This window comes from Hymenobacter daeguensis (assembly GCF_054780555.1).
In genome coordinates this window covers 155,864-177,604 of record NZ_BAAGWC010000005.1, presented here as the reverse complement: position 1 = coordinate 177,604, position 21,741 = coordinate 155,864, and the positions used below count along the sequence as shown (strand labels likewise).

Genomic DNA, 21,741 nt, shown 5'->3' with positions numbered 1-21,741 from the left:
CACCTGACTCGTCAGGTTGCTGGCCATGTAGTTCACGTTGTCCGTCAGGTCCTTCCACACCCCGGCCACGTTCGGCACCACAGCCTGGCCACCGAGGCGACCTTCGGTGCCCACTTCCTGGGCCACGCGGGTTACCTCGCCGGCGAAGAGGTTGAGCGAGTCCACCATCTGGTTCAGGTTCTGCTTCAGCTGCAGCAGCTCGCCCTTCACGTCCACCGTCACCTTCTGGCTCAGGTCGCCTTTGGCCACGGCCGTGGCCACGTTGGCAATGTCACGCACCTGACTCGTCAGGTTGCTGGCCATGTAGTTCACGTTGTCCGTCAGGTCTTTCCACACCCCGGCCACGTTCGGCACGCTGGCCTGACCGCCCAGCTTACCTTCGGTGCCCACTTCCTGGGCCACGCGGGTTACCTCGCCGGCGAAGATGTTCAGGTTGTCGATGGTTTTGTTGATGGTTTCGGCCATCACCTTGAAGTCGCCCGACACCGGAATCTGAAAGCTTTCGTCCAGATTGCCCCGGCTGATGTTTTTCAACACCTTGCCTACTTCCAGTACCGGCACGGCAATGCTGTCCACGAGGCCGTTGATGTTGTTCACCATGTCGCGCCAGAAGCCCGCCGCGCCATCGGCCGAGGCCCGCGCCTTGAGGTTGCCCTCCACGCCGGCCACTTTCGAGATGCGCGACACCTCGCCGCCCACGCCCGCAATCATGTCCACCATCGAGTTGTAAGCCTCGGCGATTTCGGCGAAAATATCGTCGTTCTGCTTGGTGAGGCGCACCGATACGTCGCCTTTCTTAAAGGCATCGAGGGCGAAAAGCACGCGGTTAAGCTGGTCGTTGACGTAGCCGGGGTCCTGGGTGTCAATCGAGCCGCGCGAGCCGCCGCGCTTGCGGGTCAGGTCGTTATTAGTCCGCACCACGTCGAGGGCCGAAACGGCGCCGACATCCGGCATTCCGCCGGTGGTTTCATCCGAGGTAGCCACTTCGGGAGTCCGGCGGGGCTTAGATTGCGGAGTCTTGGGGGATGCCATATAATAAAGGAAGCAAATCGGATGAAAGAAGGACTAATGGGGAGGCGAAGTACGGGGCTTTGCCGGGAATAAACAAAGGTACGGCCCCTAAGCGGGGGCAATGAACTTGCCCGGTCAATTTCCGTGTTCAACCGACCTGTACGCGGCCAGATTATTGCATGATGCACTTTTGCCAGGATTTATCCGGCATCTTTGCGGCCAATTTTAACATTTCGCAGCGGCCGGCCGTTTCATTCACCCCACCCCTTTCCGTTTGTCGTTACCCTTACCCGCCCACATGGTCAAGAATTTAGTAATCGTCGAGTCGCCCGCCAAGGCCAAAACCATTGAGGGCTACCTCGGCCAGGATTTCGTGGTGCGCTCCAGCTACGGCCACGTCCGCGACCTGCCGAAGGACAACAATGCCATCGACATTGCCAACGGCTTCAAGCCCACCTACGTGGTGTCGGCCGATAAGCGCGAGCTTATTGCCCAGCTCAAAAAACTTTCGAAGGAAGCCGAAACCGTCTGGCTGGCGAGTGACGATGACCGCGAAGGCGAAGCCATTTCGTGGCACCTGGCCGAAACCCTGAACCTGCCCGATACCAAAACCAAGCGCATCGTCTTCCGCGAAATCACCAAGAATGCGATTCTGGGGGCCATTGCCAACCCGCGCGTGGTGAACCAGGACCTGGTGAATGCCCAGCAGGCCCGCCGCGTGCTCGACCGCCTCGTGGGATTCGAGCTGAGCCCCGTGCTCTGGAAGAAAGTGAAGCCCGGCCTCTCGGCCGGCCGCGTGCAGAGCGTGGCCGTGCGCCTGGTGGTGGAGCGCGAGCGCGAAATCAGCCAGTTTCTGAGCGCCAGCGCCTACCGCATCGTGGCGCGCTTTGATGCCGGCCGCGGAGCCATATTGGAAGCCGAGCTGCCCACCCGCTACAAGACCCGCGCCGAAGCCGAAGCTTTCCTGGAGCGTTGCGTGGGCGCTTCGTATCAGATTGAGAGCCTGGATAAGAAGCCCGGCAAGCGCAGCCCGGCCGCACCGTTCACCACGTCTACGCTGCAGCAGGAAGCCTCGCGCAAGCTGGGCTACTCGGTGGCCCAGACGATGAGCGTGGCCCAGAAGCTGTACGAAGCCGGTAAAATCAGCTACATGCGGACGGACTCGGTGAACCTGTCGGCCGAGGCGCTGGCGGGCGCGCAGGCCGCCATCACGGCGGCCTACGGGGCTGAGTACCACCACACGCGCACTTTCAAAACCAAATCGGCTTCGGCCCAGGAAGCGCACGAGGCCATTCGGCCCACCGATTTCGGGGCAGTGAAAGCGGGCGCTGACGCCTCGGAACAGCGGCTGTACGACCTCATTCGCAAGCGGGCCATGGCTTCGCAGATGGCAGAGGCCGTGATTGAGCGCACGACGGCCGTGATTGGCATCAGCACCCAGCCGGGCGTTACGCTGTCGGCTACGGGTGAGGTGATTACGTTTGAGGGCTTCCTGAAAGTGTATGCCGAAAGCAAGGACGACGAGGACGAGGACGATGCCAAGGACGGCGAATCGAGCTTCTCGCGGGGCCTGCCGCCGCTGAGCGTGGGCCAGCAGCTGCCCCTGCAGCGCCTGAGCGCCACGGAACGCTTCTCGGCTCCGCCGGCCCGCTACACCGAGGCTTCGCTGGTGAAAAAGCTGGAGGAGATGGGCATCGGCCGGCCGTCGACCTACGCCCCCACCATCAGCACGGTGCAGAAGCGCGGCTACGTGGAAAAAGACACCCGCGAAGGCAAGGAGCGCAAGTTTCACGTGCTAACGCTGGACGATAACGCCGTGAAAACGGAGGTAAAATCGGAGAACTACGGCGCCGAGAAAGCCAAGCTGTTTCCCACGGACACGGCCATGGTGGTGAATGACTTTCTGGTGGCGCACTTTCCGGTGATTGTGGACTATCAGTTCACGGCCAAGGTGGAGGACGAGTTCGACCAGATTGCCAACGGCCACGAAAACTGGACGGCGATGCTGACCGGCTTCTACGACAAGTTCCACGCCACCATTGAAGCCGGGCAGGACATCGACCGCAGCACCGTGGGCGGCACCCGCGAGCTGGGCGTACACCCCGAAACCGGCGAGCGCATCAGCGCCCGGCTGGGTAAATACGGCCCCTACGTGGCGCTGGGCGACACCGAGGGCGAAACCAAGCCCGCCTACGCCAACCTGCGCAAGGGCCAGTTCATTGAGAGCATCACGCTGGAAGATGCGCTGGAGCTGTTTAAGCTGCCGCGCATTGTGGGCCAGTTCGAGGACAAGGACATGACGGCCAACCTGGGCCGCTTCGGGCCTTATGTGCGCCACGACAGCAAGTTTTACTCCCTCACCAAGGAGCAGGACCCGCACACCATCACGGCCGAAGAAGCCGTGGCGCTGATTGAAAACAAGCGCAAAGCCGATGCCGAGCGGCTCATCAAGGCCTTCCCCGAAAACCCCGACATTCAGGTGCTGAACGGCCGCTTCGGGCCGTACATCGTGGCCGGCAAGAAGAACGTGAAGATTCCGAAGGGCGAAGAGCCCACGGAACTGACGCTGGAGCGCTGCATCGAGCTGGCCGACGCTACACCTGACAAGCCCAAGGGCGGCCGCTTCGGCAAGAAAGCCGCGCCGGCCAAGGAAGAGAAGGACACCGACGCGCCCGCCAAAAAAGCGGCGGCAAAGAAGCCCGCCGCCAAGAAAGCCACTGCTGCCAAAACGGCAACCAAGGCAAAAGCAGCGGCGAAAAAGCCCACGGCAAAAGCAAAATAATTATCGCTGCATAGCGTTGAACGCATACAAAAAGCCCGCACGTCGCGGGCTTTTTTGTTGCACAATTCGCTCATGACAACCTTACGAAACGCTCTGCTGCTGGCAGCCCTGGGGCTATTGGCCTGCACTACCAAGGCTTCGGATGCCTCGGTAGCCGAAGCGCCGGAAGCCCTGCCGCAACCGGCATTGGCAACGCTGCCGGTTGGCCTCTCCTACCCGTGGCTGGCCCGGTCTGGCAAGGCGGCACAGCCGCTGGCAGGCCGCTTTGCGCCGCCGGCCGGGTGCCGGCGCGTGGCGGTGGCGGCCGGCTCGTGGGGCGAATGGCTGCGCTGGCTGCCGCTGCGCCCGGCGGGCACGCCGGTGCACACTTTCAATGGCAAGCCCAAAGCCCGGCCCGAAGTGGTGGCCGCCGTGGTCGATATCGACGTGGGCACGCAGGACTTGCAGCAGTGCGCCGATGCGGTGATTCGGCTGCGAGCCGAGTATTTATTCAGCCATGACCCCAACAAGGTGCATTTTCACCTCACCACGGGCTACGATTTCTGGTTCTCGGACTATGTGGCGGGCAAGACGTTTCAGGTGCGCGGCGAGGAAGTGCTGCCGGCCACCCGGCCGGCAGAAGCGCCCACCCACGCGGCCCTGGCCCGCTACCTCATTCCCACGTTTGGCTACGCGGGCACGCGCTCGCTCAGCCGCGAGCTCACGCCCCGCCCCTTGCAGCAGGTGCAGCCCGGCGATGTGCTCATTCATGGCGGGGCGCCCGGCCACGCCGTGCTGGTGGTAGATGTGGCCGAAAACCCGGCTACGCACGAGAAATTTATGCTCCTGGCCCAGAGCTACATGCCGGCGCAGAATATCCATGTGCTGCGCCAGCGCTATGGGGCCGGTCCGTGGTTCAGAGTTGCGGCGGCCGATGGAGTGGTGAGCACCCCGGAGTGGGATTTTGCTGAAACGGAGCTGGCGCACTTCTGATTGCCAGACGCAATCAGCCGCCAATGGCCTCAATTTCCGGCGCGGTCAGCTCCGAGAAGTGCTGAATCACGCGGTCGGACAGGTGCAGGTTCTGCCCGGCCGAGTGCTCGCTGGCGTAGCCGATGCAGTAGATGCCCGCCGCCTTGGCGGCTGCCACGCCATTGGCCGAGTCTTCGATGACGATGCATTCCGTAACGGGCGTTTCGGCCAGTTCGGCGGCGCGCAGGAAAATGGCCGGATTGGGCTTCGACTGCGCAAAATCCTCGCCGCTCACGCGGTGCGAGAAGTACGGGCCCAGGCCAAAGCGGTCGAACACCCGCGCAATGGTGGCTTTCGAGGCCGAGGAGGCCACCACCAGCTGCACGTCGTGCCGCCGCAGGTCCTCAATCAGGGTGCGGACGCCGGGCAGCAGGTCCAGGCCGGCATCTTCGTCGAAGGCCTTGTTGAACAGCTCCCGCTTGCGCTGGAGCATGGTTTCCACGTCCGGGGCAAGGTGGTACTTCTCTTTCAGATACTGAAAAACGTTGCGGGTTGACTTGCCGAGGAAGGTGGCGTATTCGGCTTCCGTAACCGGAATGCCCAGCTCGGCAAACTGCGTGAAGAAGGCGTGGTGGTGGCTGGGTTCGGTGTCGATGATGACGCCGTCCATGTCGAAGATTACAGTACGAATCATTAGAAGCCGGAAAAAGGCGGTTTGCGGGCAAAGGTACCGGGTGCAGGTACGGATAATGGAACAGATGAAACTATTTTTCCACTAAATGATGTATCAACATTAAATGTATGTACATTTGTCATACAAAATCACTCAACAACTGCCAAACTCATGGCCCGCACCGTTCTGCATCCCGCCAATACCCGCGGCCACGCCAATCATGGCTGGCTCAATTCCTTTCATACTTTCAGCTTTGCCGGGTATAACAACCCCGAGCGCGTGCATTTCGGCGCGCTGCGCGTGCTCAACGACGACACCGTGGCCGGCGGCATGGGCTTCGGTAAGCACCCGCACGACAACATGGAAATCATCTCCATTCCACTGTCTGGCGACCTGGAGCACCAGGACTCGATGGGCAACAAAACCGTCATTCGCCAGCACGACGTGCAGGTGATGAGCGCCGGCACCGGCGTGGCCCACTCCGAGAAAAACCACAACGCCAGCCAGGAAGTGAAATTCCTGCAAATCTGGGTGTTTCCGAAACAGCGCGGCATCAGGCCCAACTACGGCCAGGCCACCTTCACACCGGAAGCCCGCCACAACCAGCTGCTGCAGGTAGTATCGCCCGAGGGCGAGGGCACCAACCCGCACATCAACCAGGACGCCTGGTTTCATATCGGCAACCTCGACAAAGGCTTCACGACTGATTACGCCGTGAAAAAAGCCGGCAACGGCGTTTACGCCTTCGTGCTGGAAGGCGACGTAACCATCAACGGGCAGGCCCTGCACCGGCGCGACGGCTTCGGCATCTGGGAAACCGACAAGCTGCAAATCAGCGCCGACAGCAGCGCCGAGCTGCTGCTGATGGAAGTTCCGATGGAGTTTTAACTTTTGTGGCCGTAGCCGGTATTGGGTAGTCAGCAATCGGACTGAACACGCAATACCGCTCCTAATACGCCTACGCAATACCAAGCACCAAGCCAACCTTATGAAACCCGCCCCCACCACCTACCCCGTCCACGAGCTCATTCGCAACCGTTGGAGCCCGCGCTCCTTCGCGGCCCAGCCCGTGGAGCAGGAAAAGCTGAACCAGGTGTTCGAAGCCGCCTCCTGGGCCTTCAGCGCCATGAATCTGCAGCCCTGGCAGTACATCTACGCCCACAAGGCAGATACGGCTGCCTTCCAGAAAATTCTCGACTGCCTGGTGCCCGGCAACCAGCCCTGGGCCAAAAACGCGCCCGTCCTCATCATTGCCCTGGCCCAAACGGCCAACGCCGACGGCCAGCCCAACGGCGCGGCGCTGCACGACCTGGGCGCGGCCAACGCCACGCTCATGCTCGAAGCCACCGCGCTGGGCCTGCACGGCCACCTCATGGGCGGTTTCGACCGGGAGAAAACGCGCCGCGACTTTAACCTGCCCGATGGCCTCGCCCCGGTTGTGGTGATGGCCCTGGGCTACATCGGCGCGGCCGAGCAGCTTGAGGAGCCCTTCCTGAGCCGCGAGCAGGCCGCCCGCAACCGCAAGCCGGTAGCCGAGTTTGCCTTCCGGAACGAGCTTCCCGCCTGACTAAAACCCGCCTCACCCGCGCCGCCGACCACGGCCTCCAAGCCAGCGTAAGCATCGACACGGCGGCCGGCACTTTGCCTGGCTTGAGGCCCGCGAGCAAGGGCAGGGCTTGCGGGCAGGCTCCAGCTGGCCCGCCGGTGGCCACCAGGCAAACGGCTTTGCCCAGGGCCTCCGTACCGGCGTTAATGAGATGTCTTTGTTAGCGCAAAAAGCCCGCTGCCATCAGGCAGCGGGCTTTTTGCTGCTCGTCCAGCCTCCCTACTCCACCACCACCCGCCGCGAGGCCACTGTGCCATCGGCCTGGCACACGCGCAGCACATACAGGCCCGCCGGCAGCGCCGCCGTGTCGAAGGTGAGGGTGGTCCCGCTGGGTTGTTGGGCCAGCACCGGGCGGCCGGTAGCATCCAGCAGCGTCACCTGCTGCGGCAAGGCGCCGGCCGGTAGCTTCACCTGAAGCTGTCCGTGGGCGGGCACGGGCCACACCGCCAGCTGCGGAGCGGCAGCCATGCCCCGGGCAGCCAGCGGCGCGGCCGGCAGCAGGCGGGCCAGCCCCCAATGATTCACGCCGCCCGCCTGCACAAACTGGCCGGCTACCAGCAGCTTGCCGGTAGGTTCGAGCAGCATGTCAGCCACCCGCGCCGAGTTGTAGATGGTGCCCCGGTAAGGATAGGGCGTGTAAATAAAATCCGGATTAAATGTAGCATCGTCGCCACCGCCACTCAGGGCCTGTAGCATAGGGGCATCGCCGATGTTCGTTACCATGCTGCCACTGGCCAGCGCTTTGCCATTGGGCAGCACCACCAGGTCGCTTACCGGGTTGTTGGGCCCGTAGCCTAAGCTGATGGCAAAACAGGTGAGCGAGAAGGGGAAAGTGGTATCCCAGGCGCCATTGGCCCCAATGTGCGCCACAGCCTTGGTCTGAAACCAGCCGCCCAGCATGTAGCTGCCATCGGGGCACTGCACCATTTGGCTGACGTGTGACGAAGGAAATTGTCCCAGATTAAAGGAAAAAGTCGAATCGACGCGGCCCGAAGCCAGCAGGCGGCCCATGCTGGTGGGCGGCCCCTGCCCTTGGAAGGGGCTACGGGCATAGAGAATGCGGCCGGAGGGCTCCAGCAGCACGCTCAGATAATCGGGGTCGGCCACAAACGCGGGCGGGTTAAAGGCGGCATCAACCTGGCCGTTGGGCAACAGACGAATGATGCCGTTGCGGCCCAGCGAGTCCGTGGTGTGGCCCACCAGCAGCAGCTTGCCATCGGGCTGCACTTCAATCTGGCCGATGCCATGGCCCCGCGGCCGACTGGCCAGCCGCGCCCGAAACGTATTGTCGGGCTGCCCCGAGGGCAGCAAGCGCCCTATCGCCCCCTGCGGCGCACTCGTCGGAAAGGAATAGAGAATTTTGCCATCGGCCTGCACCGCCAGGCCCGCCCAGCCCCCTTGCCCATACACCGGCAGCAGGGGCTGGTAGGTGAAGGTGGTGTCCACATGCCCATCGGGCAGCAGCCGGGCCAGGCAATTGGTGGCATGGCCATCGACGGACTGGAAAGAGCCCGCTATGATGTAGCGCCCATCGGCCTGTCGGAGCACGCGGCTCACCGATATGCTGAGCCCCGACAGCGGGGTTAGCACCGGCGGATGAAAACCGGGGTCCAGCTGCTGGGCACGCAGCACCGAACCATTGAAAACAGCTGGTGCAGCCACCAAAGCGGCTGCCAGCCAGGCACGGGTAAAGTTGAGCATAAAGAGGAAAGGAAAGGTTCAGCCCACGCCGCCCAATAATTATGCCTTAATCAATTATACCTTACCCGCTATTGAAGACCAATCGCACTTTGGAAGCGGCATTCTTCATTTGCCAGCCACTCCCGGCCCCATTTCCCACCGTCCACCCTGAGCTTTTCAACAAACCGAATTTGAGCTTTTCAACAAAGTAGCCCTCGCCCGCCTGCCGGACCTTTGTCATGAACTTTAACCCTACGAAAGCATGAACAACGTTTGGTTTATCACCGGCAGCTCGCGCGGCTTGGGCCGCAGCCTCACCACCGCCGTATTGGCCCAGGGCGGCCGCGTAGCCGCCACCGCCCGCCAGCCCGAGCACCTCGCCGACCTGGTGGCGCACTACGGCGACCAGATTCTTCCCCTGGCGCTCGACGTCACCAACCACACCCAAATCGACGAAGCCGTGGCCGCCGCCGTGGCGCATTTCGGCCGGCTCGACGTGGTGGTGAACAACGCCGGCTTCGGCATCACCGGCGCCGCCGAAGCCTACTCCGAGGAGCAGGTGCGCAGCCAGCTCGAAACCAATCTGTACGCCCCCATTGCCATCACGCGGGCCGTGTTGCCTTATCTGCGGAAGCAGCGCAGCGGCCACATCCTGCAAATCAGCTCCATTGGCGGGCGCGTGGGCAATGCCGGCGTCACCATCTACCAGGCCGCCAAATTCGGCCTGGGTGGCTTCAGCGAAGCGCTGGCCAAGGAAGTGGCGCCGCTGGGCATCCGGGTGACGTCGGTGGAGCCGGGCGGCTTTCGCACCGATTGGGCCGGCGCGAGCATGACGTACGCGCCGGCCATTGAGGGCTACGACCTGGTAAACCAACGGGCCGAGTACTTTGCCAGCGGCAGCTTCGTGCCCATGGGCGACCCGGCCAAGGCCGCCCAGGTACTGATAAACCTGGTGCAGCACCCTCACCCGCCCGTGCACCTGGTGCTGGGCAGCGAAGCAGCCGCCTTTCTCCGCCAGGCCGATGCCGACCGTAAAGCAGAGTTTGAGCAGTGGCTGCCGGTCACCCTCTCCACCGACCACGACGACGCCGAGAATTTTCTCGACACCGAAATGGGCAAGCTGTACGGCGTTCAAAAGGAAAACCAGCGGGCTGCGGAGTAGCCCGAACCAACAGACGCCACCAGGCAGAAAGTACGTCACGCCGGGCTGCGCGCAGCCCGGCGTGACGTACTTTCTGCTCTTTCCCGTTAGCCTCCCCATGCCCACCCTCTTCGACGCCCGCCCGCAAATTCTTTACTCCTGCTACCACAACTTCAGCCGCGCGGGCGAGCAGTTTGTGCCGCAGCACATCCTCAGCTACCAGCTTGCGGGCACCCTTACCGCCTACGATGGCAGCACCGAGCAGGTGTTTCGGGAGGGAAGCCTGCGCCTGAGCAAGCGCAACCACCTGCTCAAGTTCAGCAAGCAGCCACCCGAGCACGGCGAATTCAAATCGCTCTCCCTCTACCTCGACCAGGAATCGCTCCGCCACTTTAGTCTTGAGTACGGCCACCAGGCAGACAGGCACCCCGCCGCCACGCCGGCCGTTGTGGCGCTCAGCATGACCCCGCTGTTCAAAAGCTATTTCGACTCCTTGCAGCCCTATGAGCAGCTGGCCGAGCCCGGCAACGAAGCCCTGCTGGCGCTGAAAGTGCGCGAGGCCATCATGCTGCTGCTCAAGAGCAACCCCGAGCTGAAGGACGTGCTGTTCGATTTCTCCGAGCCGGGCAAAATCGACCTGGAGGCCTTTATGCGCCGCAACTTTCATTTCAACGTGCAGCTCAAGCGCTTTGCCTACCTCACGGGCCGCAGCCTGGCTACCTTCAAGCGCGATTTTGAGAAGATATTTCGGCTTTCGCCCAGCCGCTGGCTGCAGCAGCGCCGCCTGCAGGAAGCGCATTATCTGATAAAAGAGAAAGGCAGGGCTCCGTCGGAAGCCTACCTCGAAGTCGGCTTCGAAGACCTGTCGCATTTCTCATTTGCCTTCAAGAAGAGGTACGGCGTGGCCCCGTCGCGCCTGTAGCCCGGGCGGCACTTGGCAAGCGGACGCTACTTTTACGGCTCACGTTTCCGCATTTCATGGCGCAATTCCTCCTCATTCACTGCCCCGACGAGCCGGGGCTGGTGTATAAAATCACGGGCGTGCTCTTCCGGCACGGCCTCAACATCCTGCGCAACGGCGAGTTTGTGGAGCGCGAAAACAACCAGTTTTTTATGCGCACCGAGTTTGCCGGCGACTTCGATGCCGCCGTGCTGCTGGCCGAGCTTACCGGGCTGCTGCCCGCCGGCTCCAGCATTCGCTTCTCCGACAATCACCCCAAGGACATCGTGCTCATGGCCACCAAGGAGCACCACTGCCTCAGCGAGCTGCTGGTGCGCCATGCCTTCGGCGAGCTCAATGCGCGGGTGCTGGCCGTCATCAGCAACTACGAGGTGCTTGGCGACCTCACCCGGCGCTTCGACATTCCGTTTCACTTCATCTCGCACCAAGGGCTCACGCGCGAGGCCCACGAGGCCGCCGTGCTGGCCACGCTGGCGCAGTACCAGCCCGAGTTTGTGGTGCTGGCCAAGTACATGCGGATTCTGTCGTCGGAGTTCGTGGCCCACTACGCCAACCGGCTCATCAACATTCACCACTCGTTTTTGCCGGCCTTCGTGGGGGCCAATCCCTACGCGCAGGCCTACGAGCGGGGCGTGAAAATCATCGGGGCCACCGCGCACTTCGTGAACGAGCAGCTCGACCAGGGCCCCATCATCGCCCAGAGCGTCATCCCCATCGACCACACCCAGAGCGCCCGCGAAATGGCCCAGGCCGGCCGCGACGTGGAGAAAATTGTGCTGGCCCGCTCCCTCAAGCTCGTGTTCGACGGGCACGTGTTCGTGAACCGCAACAAGACCGTGATTTTTGATTAGGCCCGGGGCATCGGCGGTGGGCCTTTTGGCAGTATGTTAGTCGCAGGAAATCGGCACCTTTGCTCCTTCTTCCATTCGTCAGCCTTCGCCTTTTCATTCCCACCTGTTTTTTTATGCCCACGCCGCATTCCCTCCGCCACGCCACCGTCGTCATCACCAATGCCACCAGCCGCACGGGCCAGGCCACGGCCCACACCTTTGCCCGGCAAGGGGCCCGGCTGGTATTAGCCGCCCGGCACGTCGAAGACCTCAACGCGCTGGCCCTGGAATGCCGGCAGCTCGGGGCCGAAGTGCTGGTGGTAGCCGCCGAGGCCGCCACGCCCGCCTCCGTGCAGCGCCTCACCCGGGCCGCCACGGCCTTCGGCGGCCACATTGATGTGTGGGTAGATGGCACCGGCCAGCGCGCCGTGCCAGCCCCCGGCGCACCGGCAGCCGGCACCAGCAGCACCGGCCTGCCCTGGCTGGCGGCGGCCCTGCTGGCCGGCGTGGCCGGCGGCTGGCTGGCCTGGCGGCGGCTCAACAAGCCCGACGATTTCAGCTACTACGTGACGGGCGGGCAGCTCTAAGCGCTGCGCCTGACTTTTCACGCCCTACCCACCCTGCCATGCAGCACCTCGTCGTCCTCACCGGTGCCGGCGTTTCGGCCGAGTCCGGCATCCGCACCTTCCGCGACACCAACGGCCTCTGGGAAGAGCACCGCGTCGAGGACGTGGCCTCGCCCGAAGGCTTTGCCCGCAACCCCGCGCTGGTGCTCGATTTCTATAACCAGCGCCGCGCCCAGGCCCGCACCGTGCAGCCCAACGCCGCCCACCTGGCCCTGGCCGGCTTCGAGGAGGCGCCGGGCTGGCGCGTGAGCATTATCACCCAGAACGTGGACGACCTTCACGAGCGCGCCGGCTCCACCACCGTGCTGCACCTGCACGGCATGCTGAACGAGATGCGCTCCGTGGCCGACGAAGCCACCGTGTATTACTGCGACGGCGACATTCACGTGGGCGACCTGGCCCCCGACGGCAGCCAGCTGCGCCCGCACATTGTGTGGTTTGGCGAGATGGTGCCCGCCATCGAAGAAGCCGCCGAAATCGTGAGCACGGCCGATGCGCTGCTCATCGTGGGCACGTCCATGCAGGTGTACCCGGCGGCCGGGCTGCTGCACTACGCCCCCGCCACCTGTCCGGTCTTCGTCATCGACCCGCACCAGCCCGAAGCCGGCCGGCGCGGCGTGCGCTACGTGGCCGAGCCCGCCAGCACCGGCGTGCCCAGGGTGCTGAAAGAACTGGTAGGCTAACGGCTTTTTGCGCGAATTTCTGCTTTTCCAATAGCTTCTGTTTTCTACCTTAGCGGCATGTACAGAATCGTCACCAAATACAAGCTGCTCGGCCTACGCAACGAACACGAGGCCGCCCATCAGCACAACCACATGGTTCTTAGGCCCATTGCCGGAGTACCCGAAGCTTTCGACACCGAACAGGCTGCCTTCGACTGGGCCCTGGGCAACCACGATGACCTGCGCCATCACCCCGAATTCGTGGTGATGCCCGTGCACCACATGGTGCTCACCTGGCGGCCGGAAGATGACCCGCTCTAAAAGCGGCTTCTGGGGCGAATTCTGGCCCAAGGCCCTTATCATCGCCGCTATTTTCGTGGCCCTGTGGCTGCTGGAGCGCTACGGCATCATCCGTCGCTGGTAATTTCCCTGCTGCGCTGGCCTGCTTTTTCCGCAAAAGCAGGCCAGTCGCCTTTTTCCCTACACCTGCTCTATGGCCTCTGCATTCGGGCACGCCGCGCTGGGCGCCACCCTCGGCAAGCTCCTGCTCCCTAACCGCCGGCACTGGCCCTGGTGGGTGGCCGCCGCCCTCTGCGCTGCCCTGCCCGACGTGGACTCCGTGGGCTACCGCCTGGGCGTGCCCTACGACAGCCTCTGGGGCCATCGGGGCCTCACGCATTCGCTGCTGGCGGCCGGGGTGTTGGCGGCGGCAGGCACCGGCCTGAGTCGGCTGGTACGCTCGCCCAACCGGCCAGCGGCGGGCCGGCTGGCCCTGCTGCTGTTCCTGGCCACCGCCTCGCACGGCCTGCTCGATGCCATGACCACGGGCGGCCTGGGCGTGGCCTTTTTCAGCCCCTGGGACCTGAAGCGCTACTTCTTCGGTTTTCGGCCCATTCGGGTGTCGCCCATCAGCATCCGGGCGTTTGTGAGCGGGCGCGGGCTGCGGGTGCTGGCCAGCGAGGCCCTGTGGGTGGGCCTGCCGTGCCTGCTGCTGCTGGGGCTGCAGCGGCTGCGCGCCCGGAGCGGCAGGACGATGTAGGGCAGGCCCCGCGCCCCTCCCCCAGCCCCGCGTAGCATCGGGCCGCACCCGGTACACCGGGCCGGGCATTTCGTCGGCAATCAGCACTTCGGGAGGAAAACCGGACGGCTGGGTGCCGAAGCGAAAACAGGAAAATGGCCAACTGTTGGCAGAAACTAACCCCGGCCCGGCCATCTGCCGTAGAAGAATGCCTTAACCCTTCATCTATGCCATTTCGCTACGTTCGCGCCCTGCTTACCGGGCTGGGCCTTGCTGCCACTGCGCCGGTTTTTGCCCAGGCCCCGGCCCACACCGTTTTTCTGCTGGGCAATACCGCCCAGGCCGATTTGCCGGCCGCCCGCCTCAAGCTGCTGCGCCAGACGCTGGAGCGGCAAACCGGCCCTTTCACCGTTGTTCACCTGGGCGATATTGTGGGCAATGCCGGCTTGGCAGCCAAAGGCGATACTGCCCTGGCGCAGGCCCAGCGCGAGCGCGCCGATGCCCTCATTGCCCTCGTGAAGGGCTTGCCGCAGGGAAAAATCTACTTCCTGCCCGGCGATAAGGACTGGGCCAACTCGGGCCGCGACGGCCTCAAGGCCGTGCGCCGCCTCGAGAAATACATCGAAAAGCAGCTGCCCGGCCAGAATGCCTTCATCCCCACCAATGGCTGCCCCGGCCCCGAAGTGGTGGACGTGGCCCCGCTGGTGCGCCTGGTGGCCATCAACACGCCGTGGTTTACGCACCCCTTCGACAAGCCCGAGGCGCCTGATACCGACTGCAAAACGCTCACGAAGGAGGAGTTCCGCGAGCAGATGCAGGATTTGATTGACGACACCAAGGGCAAAAACCTGCTGCTGGTGGGCCACCAGCCGGTGGTGACTAACGGCGTGTACGGCGGCCACGAGCCGCTGTCGCGCCACCTCAGCCCGCCGGTGTTCGGCACCATCTACGCCGCCTACCGCCAGAACGTGGGCACCCCGCGCGACCTGGCCAGCCCCGGCTACCAGGACCTGCGCAAGGAGCTGCTGAACACGCTGGGCAGCAACCCCGGCGTGATTTACGCCGCCGCGCACGACTTCAGCCTGCAGGTCACGCCCTTCCAGGGCAACTACCACCTGGTGAGCGGCAGCTTTGTGGAGGACCAGCACGTGGGGGCCAAAGGCGCGGCGCTCTACAGCAAAAGCGAGGAAGGCTACACGACCCTGGAATATTTCGCCGACGGCACGGTAAAAACGCACGTTTTCACCTTCGCCGACGACAATCAGGCCGCCAAAGATGCCTACAGCGCCACGCTGTTCCGCTCGGCCTGCGCCGATGCGGCGGGCTCGAAGGCACCGCAGAACCCCTTCATCACCGAATGCCCGGGCGCGGCCAAAACCGTGGCCGAAAGCAAGCCGGACGTTCCTTTCCAGGCCACGACTACGGTGGTGCCCGGGCCGGAATACAAGCCCACCGGCAGCCGCGACTTTTTCATCGGCAAAATCTACCGCTCGTCGTGGCTCAAGCCGGTGACGGTGCCCACGCTCGATTTGAGCCAGGTGAAAGGCGGCCTGCGCCCCACCGGCAAAGGCGGCGGACGCCAGACGACGTCGCTCAAGCTCATTGCGGCCGACTCGGCCGAGTACGTCTTCCGCTCCGTGGACAAGGACGTGACCAAGATTCTGCCGCCGGAGCTGCGCAACTCGTTTGCGGCCGACATCTTGCGCGACATCACGGCCACGGCCAACCCGTATTCCAACCTGCCCATCAGCTACATGCTGGACCAGACGGACATTCTGCACGCCCGCCCGGTGCTCTACCGCCTGCCCGACAACCAGCAGCTCGGCCCCTACCGCGAACAGTACGCCGGCCTGCTCGGCACCCTCGAAGACTCGCCCAAAGACCCCAAGCCCAACCTGCCCGGCTTCGGCGGCTCCGATGAGGTGACGCGCAGCTTCGGCCTGTTTCGCAAGCTCTACAAGGACCACGACAACCGCGTGGATGCCCCCGCCCTGGCCCGCGCCCGCGCCTTCGACATGCTGGTGGCCGACTTCGGCAAGCACGAAGACAACTGGAAATGGGCCGGCTACAAGCAGGCCAACGGCGGCACGCTCTACCGCCCCATCCCGCGCGACCGGGACCAGAGCTTCACCCTCTGGAACGGTTTCCTCACCTACCTCGCCAACCGCGAGTGGGCCGTGCCCAGCATCGAAGGCTTCAACACCGGGTTTCAGGACATGAAAAGCCTGAACTGGCCCGCCCGCCACCTCGACCGGTTCCTGCTGCAAAACCTCAGCCGTGAGCAGTGGCAGGAGGCCGCCAAATACCTGCAGGCCAAGCTCACGCCTGCCGTCATCGACGAGGCCACGGCGAAGTTTCCGGCCGAAATTCAGGACCTCTCGGGCAAGGACATCAACCGCAAGCTGAAAGCCCGCATTCAGGAGCTGCCCAAAGCCATCGACGAGTATTACCTCCTGCTGGCCAAGCGCGTGGACGTGGTGGGCTCCAACAAAGGCGAGGTATTCCAGGTGAACCGACTGCCCGACGGCCAGGTGCGCGTGCAGATGTTCGACCGGGCCGGCGACACCGAAAACCCCAAGGGCGCGGCCCTGTTCGACCGCACGTTCAAGCCGGGCGAAACCAACGAAGTGTGCCTCTACGGCCTCGACGGCAAGGACATTTTTACCGTGACCGGCGAGGTCGGCAGCCACAGCATTCTGGTGCGCGTCATCGGCGGCGAGGGCAAGGACAAGATTACCGACAACTCCAGCGCCGCTGGGCTGCGCACCCTCACCAAAGTGTACGACGTGCCCGATACCGACCTGCAGCTCGGCAAGGAAGCCGACAACCACACCAGCACCCGGCCCGGCGTGAATGCCTACGACCGCGAGCAGTTCGAATTTAACAATTACCGCCCCACCATCGGGCTGGGCTACAACCGCAACGACGGCATTACGGCCAGTGCGGGCGTCACCTTTCTCACGCAAGGCTTCCGCAAGCCGGGCTTCAAAAACCAGTATTCCATTCTGGGCGAGGTGAGCACCGGCGGCCAGCGCCAGCTCACGCTCAGCACCCGGCACCGCTACGCCATCGGCAAGATTGACGTGGGCGCGGCGGCCAGCTACGGCAACTACTTCCCCTTCTACAACTTCTTCGGCATCGGCAACAACACGCCGCTCGACCAGGATAAATACGACGCCAAATTCTACCGCGCCCGCTACCGGGGCGTCACGCTGAACGGCTTTCTGGAGCGGGTGTTCCTGCAGCGCAGCGTGCTGCGCGTGGGCCCCACATTCGAGTATTACGTCACCGATTTCGCCAACGACAGCTACATCGGCACCTACGAGTTCCGCCCCGATGGCCCGGTAGTAGACCCGCCCATCAACGCCAGTACGCAGCGGTTGATTGGCCTGAATGGCGTGTTCGACCTCGACCTGCGCGACCGCCAGGCGTTTGCCCGGCGCGGCGTCCGCATCCGTGCCCAGCACGACAGCTACCGCCAGCTTTCGGGCAATGAAAAGACGTTCGGCCTCACCCAGGGCTTTGCCGAATACTATGGCACGGCCAAAATCGGCATTCCCGTCACGCTGGTGCTCAAAGGCGGCGGGGCCAAAAACTACGGCTCCGATGCCGACATTCCGTTCTACAAGCTCGCCTCGCTGGGCCTGCGCGAAGGCCTGCGCGGCTACTACCGCAACCGCTTCAGCGGCGACGCCAGCCTCTACTACAACACCGAGCTGCGCCTGGCACTGGGCCAGGTCAAAAACGGCTTCCTGCCCTTCTACTACGGCATTTTCGGCTTCTACGACCAGGGCCGGGTGTACTACCAGGGCAGCTCGCCGGGCGGCTGGCACGCCGGCTACGGCGGCGGCTTCTACATTGCCCCCATCGTTGAAACGCTGGCATTCGCCATTTCCTATCAGAAGTCGGAAGAAAGCACCCTGGTGCAGTTCGGCCTGGGCTTCCGCATCGATAAGTAAACAGGCAAGCGCTTTCGCCAATGGCAGGCGCCCGGCTTACCTTTGGCTTTTGGTTTCACGCTCCCATTCTGCATGAATTTTCCCCTTCGCAAGCTCGCCGCCATCGACATCGGTTCCAATGCAGTGCGCTGCCAGATTTCGGCGGTTTTGTATTACGAAGGGCGCTACCGCCTCAAGCGCGTGGAGTACGTGCGCTTCCCGATGCGGCTGGGCGAAGACGTGTTTGCCACCGGCGAGATTTCGCCGGCCAAGGAGGAGAAGTTCGTCAAGTTCCTGCACTCGTTGCGCCTGCTGATGGAGGTGCACGACGTGGCCCACTACCTGGTGTGCGCCACGTCGGCCATGCGCTCGGCCAGCAACGGCGCGGCCATTGCGGCCCGCGTGCGGCAGGAGCTGGGCATGGAAATCAAGGTAATTGACGGCCAGGACGAAGCCTTCTACATCAACCGCGTCATCGAGCACGTGCTGGAAGACAAGCGCCACTACCTGCACATCGACGTGGGCGGCGGCAGCACCGAGTTCAACATCTACCACGACCGCCGCAAGGTGGCCGCGCAGTCGTTCGAAATCGGCTCCATCCGGCGCATGCAGCAGGAAGAAAGCGGCCTGGCCGGCACCGAGGCCCAGGCCGAGCTGTGGGCCCGCATGGAGGCCTGGGTGCGCCACAACGCCCGCCAATACCACGTCACCCGCGCCATCGGCACGGGCGGCAACATCAACAAAATCTACAGCCTCACCCCGGCCGCGCCCGACAAACCCGTCACCCGCCGCAGCATCGAAGGCGTGCTCAACCGCCTTTCTGGCCTGAGCATGACCGAGCGCGTGAACGTGGCCATGCTCAACCCCGACCGCGCCGACGTCATCATCCCGGCCGGCCATATCTACCTCTCGGCCATGCAGTGGGCCAACGTCAACAGCATGGTGGTACCCGACATCGGCCTGAAAGACGGCATGCTCCAGGCGCTGTTCGAAGAGTTTTTCGACGAGATGGACCCTGAGCACCTGCACCCCGCCCACGTTCCGGTGCCCGACGTGCAGAACCAACCCGCCGGCATCGACTAGGTTGGTTTGTAGTTAAGAGAAAAAGCCCGTCTGAATTACCAGGCGGGCTTTTTTAATTCTTAATTTCTAACTCTCAGCTCCCCTTACGGCAGCTTTGCTTTCACCACCTGCACAATCTGGCGGGTATCCGCGTCGGCGATGTACACGATGACGGAGCACTTGCGGTCGTTCCAGACGCTGGCGGCCGGCATCTGGTAGCCGAGGTAGTCGCTGAACTGCTGGTTAGCCGTGGGCGCAATTACCTGCTGCGTGCCAAAGGTGCCGGCCAACGCGGCCCGCATCACGTTGTGGTGCGTGTAGAGGTCCACGGTCTGCTCCGGAAATTGCGTACGGTTCAGGCGGTAGTCTTTTTGCGCGCCCACCACGCTGTCTTCGGCCACCAGAATGCCGAGGCGCATGGTGCGGCCGGGCCGGGCGGTCAGGTATTTGGTGGCCACTTTCAGAATCAGCTTGCGGCTGCTGCGGTTGAACATGGGCGTGGCCCGCAGCTCAACCGTGGGGGCCTGGGCCAGCTGCGACGTTACCAGGCCCGGCCACAGCGAGAACGTCGCCACCGGGTCGTTGTTGGCCGAAGCAAAGGGCGAGCGGTTCACCGCGCCCTGCGGCAGGCCGCGGTTCGAGAGGTCAAACGTCTGGTCCAGCTCCTGGCTCACCACGGGCACCCGGAAATCGATGGGAAAATGCGGCAGGCGCGGGGCCGCGAAGTAATCCGTGACGTGTACTTCCGTCACGAACACGCGGTCAGGATAGCGCTGGTGCAGCGAATCGCCCATGTTGGCCGCCCGGGGGCAGTTGCCGCAATACTGGCCGGTGTAGTCCTCAATCAGCACGTTCTGCGTCAGGGCCGGAGCGGTGGTCTTGCTTTCCGCCGAGTCGAGGCGCGCCTGTTCTACGGGCGTCAGCGTCGAAGTAACTTTAACGGGCTGCGGGTTTTCGATAACATCGCAGGCCGGCAACGCGGCCAGGCTGCTCAACGCCAGCACGGCCGCAGCTGCCCAGGCAAAAGAAGGGTTTTTCATAACAAAAGTCGATACGTGGTGACCAGCCGTTGGCCTACTGCACAACCGCCGGCCACTGCTGATTAGTTGCTTAAAAAGAGCTGGTGATGCTGAGCGTAGCGCCGTTGGAAGCCGGCACGTAGCGGCACACGCCGCCCACGCACACAATGCCCGCCCGCTGCCGGCCGTAGCCGGCCGCAATGCGCGTGGTGCCCCCAATGTAGCCCACCTGCCCCACCAGGTAGTGAATCTGCTTCGTGGGGTCGTCGTTGCCGTAGTTATACTGGTCGTAGGCCGTGGCGAAGAAGTGGGGCGAATACGTGTACTCCAGCAGCGCCGCCGCCCACGAGCCCTGGTCGCGCTTGGTTTGCAGGGTTTGCAGCTCGCCGCGCAGGCTGTGCTTGGGCGAGAACTTATAGGCCACGTCCACCACGCCAAGGTCGGAGGTGATGGTGCCGAAACCGGCCACGCCTTCCACCACGTCCTTGTTGTACACAAAGTGCGCGTACATGGCGTTAGCCTTTAGCCTGGTAGAAAAGCGCCGGTGCACTTCCACGTTGAAGTCGCGGAAATACGGCGTGCCGCCCACTTTGAAAAAATCCGAGGTATACCCCTGCCGGTTGGTTTGCAGGTCGTTGAGCGGCGTGGTATCCAGGTTGTTCACGGCCGAGTAGTTCACGGCAATGTCGGTGCCGTATTTGCCGCCAACGGGGCCGCTGGGCAGGTGGTACGTCACCTCCAGCTGGCCGCTCACCTCGCCCAGCGGCTGCGTGGCGTAGGGATAGATGCTGGCCGCCAGCAGGTAGGTGTGCTGCTTGGTGAGGGCCGGCAGGAAGTTCAGCCGGTTCAGAATGCCCGTGGCGTTGCGGTCGGTGCGGAAGTCGAAATTATCAACCCGCTTGATGCCGGCCACGATACCGAAGCCGTTGCGGGCGTAGCTGCTGGTCACGAGCAGCGACTCGCCCTTGCGGTAAATGAAGTTGTTGGCCACCGAGGGGTCGTTGGCCCGCCGGGCATATTCGGCGTTGAACACGAAGCCGCCGTTGCTCACGCTCACGCGGCCGGCTCCGGCCCCCACGTTTTCGGGCAGCACCAGCAGCGGGTCGTCGGCGGCCTGGTACTTGCTCACAAACGAGCCGCCCACGGTCAGGCGCGTGGCCGCCGAATCGAGGCCGGGAATCAGCTCATTCAGGCTGATTTCCGCATCGGCCCCGCGCACGATGGCCGGCGCCTTGTCGAAGAAGTAGCGCTGCTTGCCGGCCAGGCCGGTAATCCGCACGCCGCGCACCGGCTGCAGCCGTATCCGCAGCCCGTCAATGGAAGTATCGATGCCCAGGTTACGCTCCTCATAAGCCCGGAACACCAGCCCCGAGCCAAACTGCTCGTAGAAGTTGCCCACCGTCACGGCCAGGCGGCCGGCGTCGTAAGTGGCGTAGCGGTACGGAATGCCCTGGCCGTTGTAGCGCTGGTCGAAGCCCTGCAGCGGCGGCAGGTAGGCCTCGTAGCGCACCCCGGCCGAGAACTTGCCGGCTGTCAGAATCAGGTTGGCGAAGGTGTTGCTGCGAACGCGCTCGCGCACGGCCGGCGCCCCAATGGCCGGGTCGGCCTTGTAGCTCTGCACGTCGGTCTGGAAGTCGCCGTGCACCTGGGCTCCTTCGAGGGGGTTGTCGCTCTGGGCGCGGGCCGCCAGCGGGGCAGCCAGTAAGGCCAGCCCAACGGGCAGCTTACGGTAAATGTTTGTCATCAACTAAATAGCATAAAAAATACCAGTCGAAAGTTAG

General features: G+C 63.5%; 18 protein-coding genes. 13 read left to right on the top strand and 5 right to left on the bottom strand.

From position 1 onward, the window contains the following. The coding region (locus tag ACYVHT_RS08855) for a HAMP domain-containing protein (protein ID WP_460550154.1) at positions 1 to 1,032 on the bottom strand (1,032 nt) is incomplete at its 3' end. Between the two features lie 277 nt (positions 1,033 to 1,309). On the opposite strand from ACYVHT_RS08855, the gene topA reads away from it, so the two are divergent. Next, on the top strand, positions 1,310 to 3,793 hold the full coding sequence (topA, locus tag ACYVHT_RS08850; RefSeq protein WP_460550152.1) for a type I DNA topoisomerase: 2,484 nt from the start codon (positions 1,310 to 1,312) through the stop codon (positions 3,791 to 3,793). A gap of 72 nt (positions 3,794 to 3,865) precedes the next feature. After that, positions 3,866 to 4,765: a DUF4846 domain-containing protein gene (locus tag ACYVHT_RS08845; protein ID WP_460550150.1), complete on the top strand. Its 900-nt coding sequence runs from the start codon at positions 3,866 to 3,868 to the stop codon at positions 4,763 to 4,765. Between the two features lie 13 nt (positions 4,766 to 4,778). Here ACYVHT_RS08845 and ACYVHT_RS08840 read toward each other — a convergent pair whose 3' ends face one another. After that, complete coding sequence (locus ACYVHT_RS08840) at positions 4,779 to 5,438, bottom strand: HAD family hydrolase (RefSeq protein WP_460550148.1); 660 nt, start codon at positions 5,436 to 5,438, stop codon at positions 4,779 to 4,781. A gap of 150 nt (positions 5,439 to 5,588) precedes the next feature. On the opposite strand from ACYVHT_RS08840, the gene ACYVHT_RS08835 reads away from it, so the two are divergent. Beyond that, positions 5,589 to 6,305, top strand: coding sequence for a pirin family protein (locus ACYVHT_RS08835; protein ID WP_460550146.1), 717 nt, complete (start codon positions 5,589 to 5,591; stop codon positions 6,303 to 6,305). 100 nt (positions 6,306 to 6,405) lie between these two features. Continuing rightward, positions 6,406 to 6,984: a nitroreductase family protein gene (locus ACYVHT_RS08830; RefSeq protein WP_460550144.1), complete on the top strand. Its 579-nt coding sequence runs from the start codon at positions 6,406 to 6,408 to the stop codon at positions 6,982 to 6,984. Positions 6,985 to 7,242: 258 nt separating this feature from the next. On the opposite strand, the gene ACYVHT_RS08825 is transcribed toward ACYVHT_RS08830, so the two are convergent. Then, positions 7,243 to 8,724, bottom strand: coding sequence for a T9SS type A sorting domain-containing protein (locus ACYVHT_RS08825; protein ID WP_460550142.1), 1,482 nt, complete (start codon positions 8,722 to 8,724; stop codon positions 7,243 to 7,245). Positions 8,725 to 8,965: 241 nt separating this feature from the next. On the opposite strand from ACYVHT_RS08825, the gene ACYVHT_RS08820 reads away from it, so the two are divergent. The 9 genes from ACYVHT_RS08820 to ACYVHT_RS08780 all read left to right on the top strand — a co-directional run bounded on the left by ACYVHT_RS08820 (position 8,966) and on the right by ACYVHT_RS08780 (position 18,962). Further along, positions 8,966 to 9,865 carry an oxidoreductase gene (locus tag ACYVHT_RS08820; protein ID WP_460550140.1) on the top strand — a complete coding sequence of 300 codons (900 nt, stop codon included), beginning with the start codon at positions 8,966 to 8,968 and terminating at the stop codon, positions 9,863 to 9,865. Between the two features lie 97 nt (positions 9,866 to 9,962). Beyond that, the gene (locus ACYVHT_RS08815; RefSeq protein ID WP_460550138.1) at positions 9,963 to 10,766 is read left to right on the top strand and encodes a helix-turn-helix domain-containing protein; all 804 of its coding nucleotides are present in this window, start codon (positions 9,963 to 9,965) and stop codon (positions 10,764 to 10,766) included. A 56-nt stretch (positions 10,767 to 10,822) separates the two neighbouring features. Then, positions 10,823 to 11,656 (top strand): formyltetrahydrofolate deformylase, encoded by an 834-nt coding sequence (purU, locus tag ACYVHT_RS08810; RefSeq protein WP_460550136.1) that lies wholly within the window; start codon positions 10,823 to 10,825, stop codon positions 11,654 to 11,656. Positions 11,657 to 11,769: 113 nt separating this feature from the next. Continuing rightward, positions 11,770 to 12,222, top strand: coding sequence for an SDR family NAD(P)-dependent oxidoreductase (locus ACYVHT_RS08805; RefSeq protein WP_460550134.1), 453 nt, complete (start codon positions 11,770 to 11,772; stop codon positions 12,220 to 12,222). Positions 12,223 to 12,260: 38 nt separating this feature from the next. Then, the gene (locus ACYVHT_RS08800) at positions 12,261 to 12,944 is read left to right on the top strand and encodes an SIR2 family NAD-dependent protein deacylase (RefSeq protein ID WP_460550132.1); all 684 of its coding nucleotides are present in this window, start codon (positions 12,261 to 12,263) and stop codon (positions 12,942 to 12,944) included. Between the two features lie 57 nt (positions 12,945 to 13,001). Then, a complete protein-coding gene (locus tag ACYVHT_RS08795) occupies positions 13,002 to 13,244 on the top strand; it encodes a hypothetical protein (protein ID WP_460550130.1) in 243 nt (80 codons plus the stop codon). 172 nt (positions 13,245 to 13,416) lie between these two features. Continuing rightward, positions 13,417 to 13,962 (top strand): metal-dependent hydrolase, encoded by a 546-nt coding sequence (locus ACYVHT_RS08790; RefSeq protein ID WP_460550128.1) that lies wholly within the window; start codon positions 13,417 to 13,419, stop codon positions 13,960 to 13,962. A 206-nt stretch (positions 13,963 to 14,168) separates the two neighbouring features. Next, positions 14,169 to 17,900, top strand: coding sequence for a BamA/TamA family outer membrane protein (locus ACYVHT_RS08785; RefSeq protein ID WP_460550126.1), 3,732 nt, complete (start codon positions 14,169 to 14,171; stop codon positions 17,898 to 17,900). A 72-nt stretch (positions 17,901 to 17,972) separates the two neighbouring features. After that, entirely contained in the window at positions 17,973 to 18,962 is a 990-nt protein-coding gene (locus ACYVHT_RS08780; RefSeq protein ID WP_460550124.1) for a Ppx/GppA phosphatase family protein, read from the top strand. A gap of 83 nt (positions 18,963 to 19,045) precedes the next feature. Here ACYVHT_RS08780 and ACYVHT_RS08775 read toward each other — a convergent pair whose 3' ends face one another. Next, positions 19,046 to 19,981 (bottom strand): Omp28-related outer membrane protein, encoded by a 936-nt coding sequence (locus ACYVHT_RS08775; RefSeq protein WP_460550122.1) that lies wholly within the window; start codon positions 19,979 to 19,981, stop codon positions 19,046 to 19,048. Positions 19,982 to 20,051: 70 nt separating this feature from the next. Then, a complete protein-coding gene (locus ACYVHT_RS08770; RefSeq protein WP_460550120.1) occupies positions 20,052 to 21,704 on the bottom strand; it encodes a DUF6029 family protein in 1,653 nt (550 codons plus the stop codon). Positions 21,705 to 21,741 lie beyond the last annotated feature (37 nt).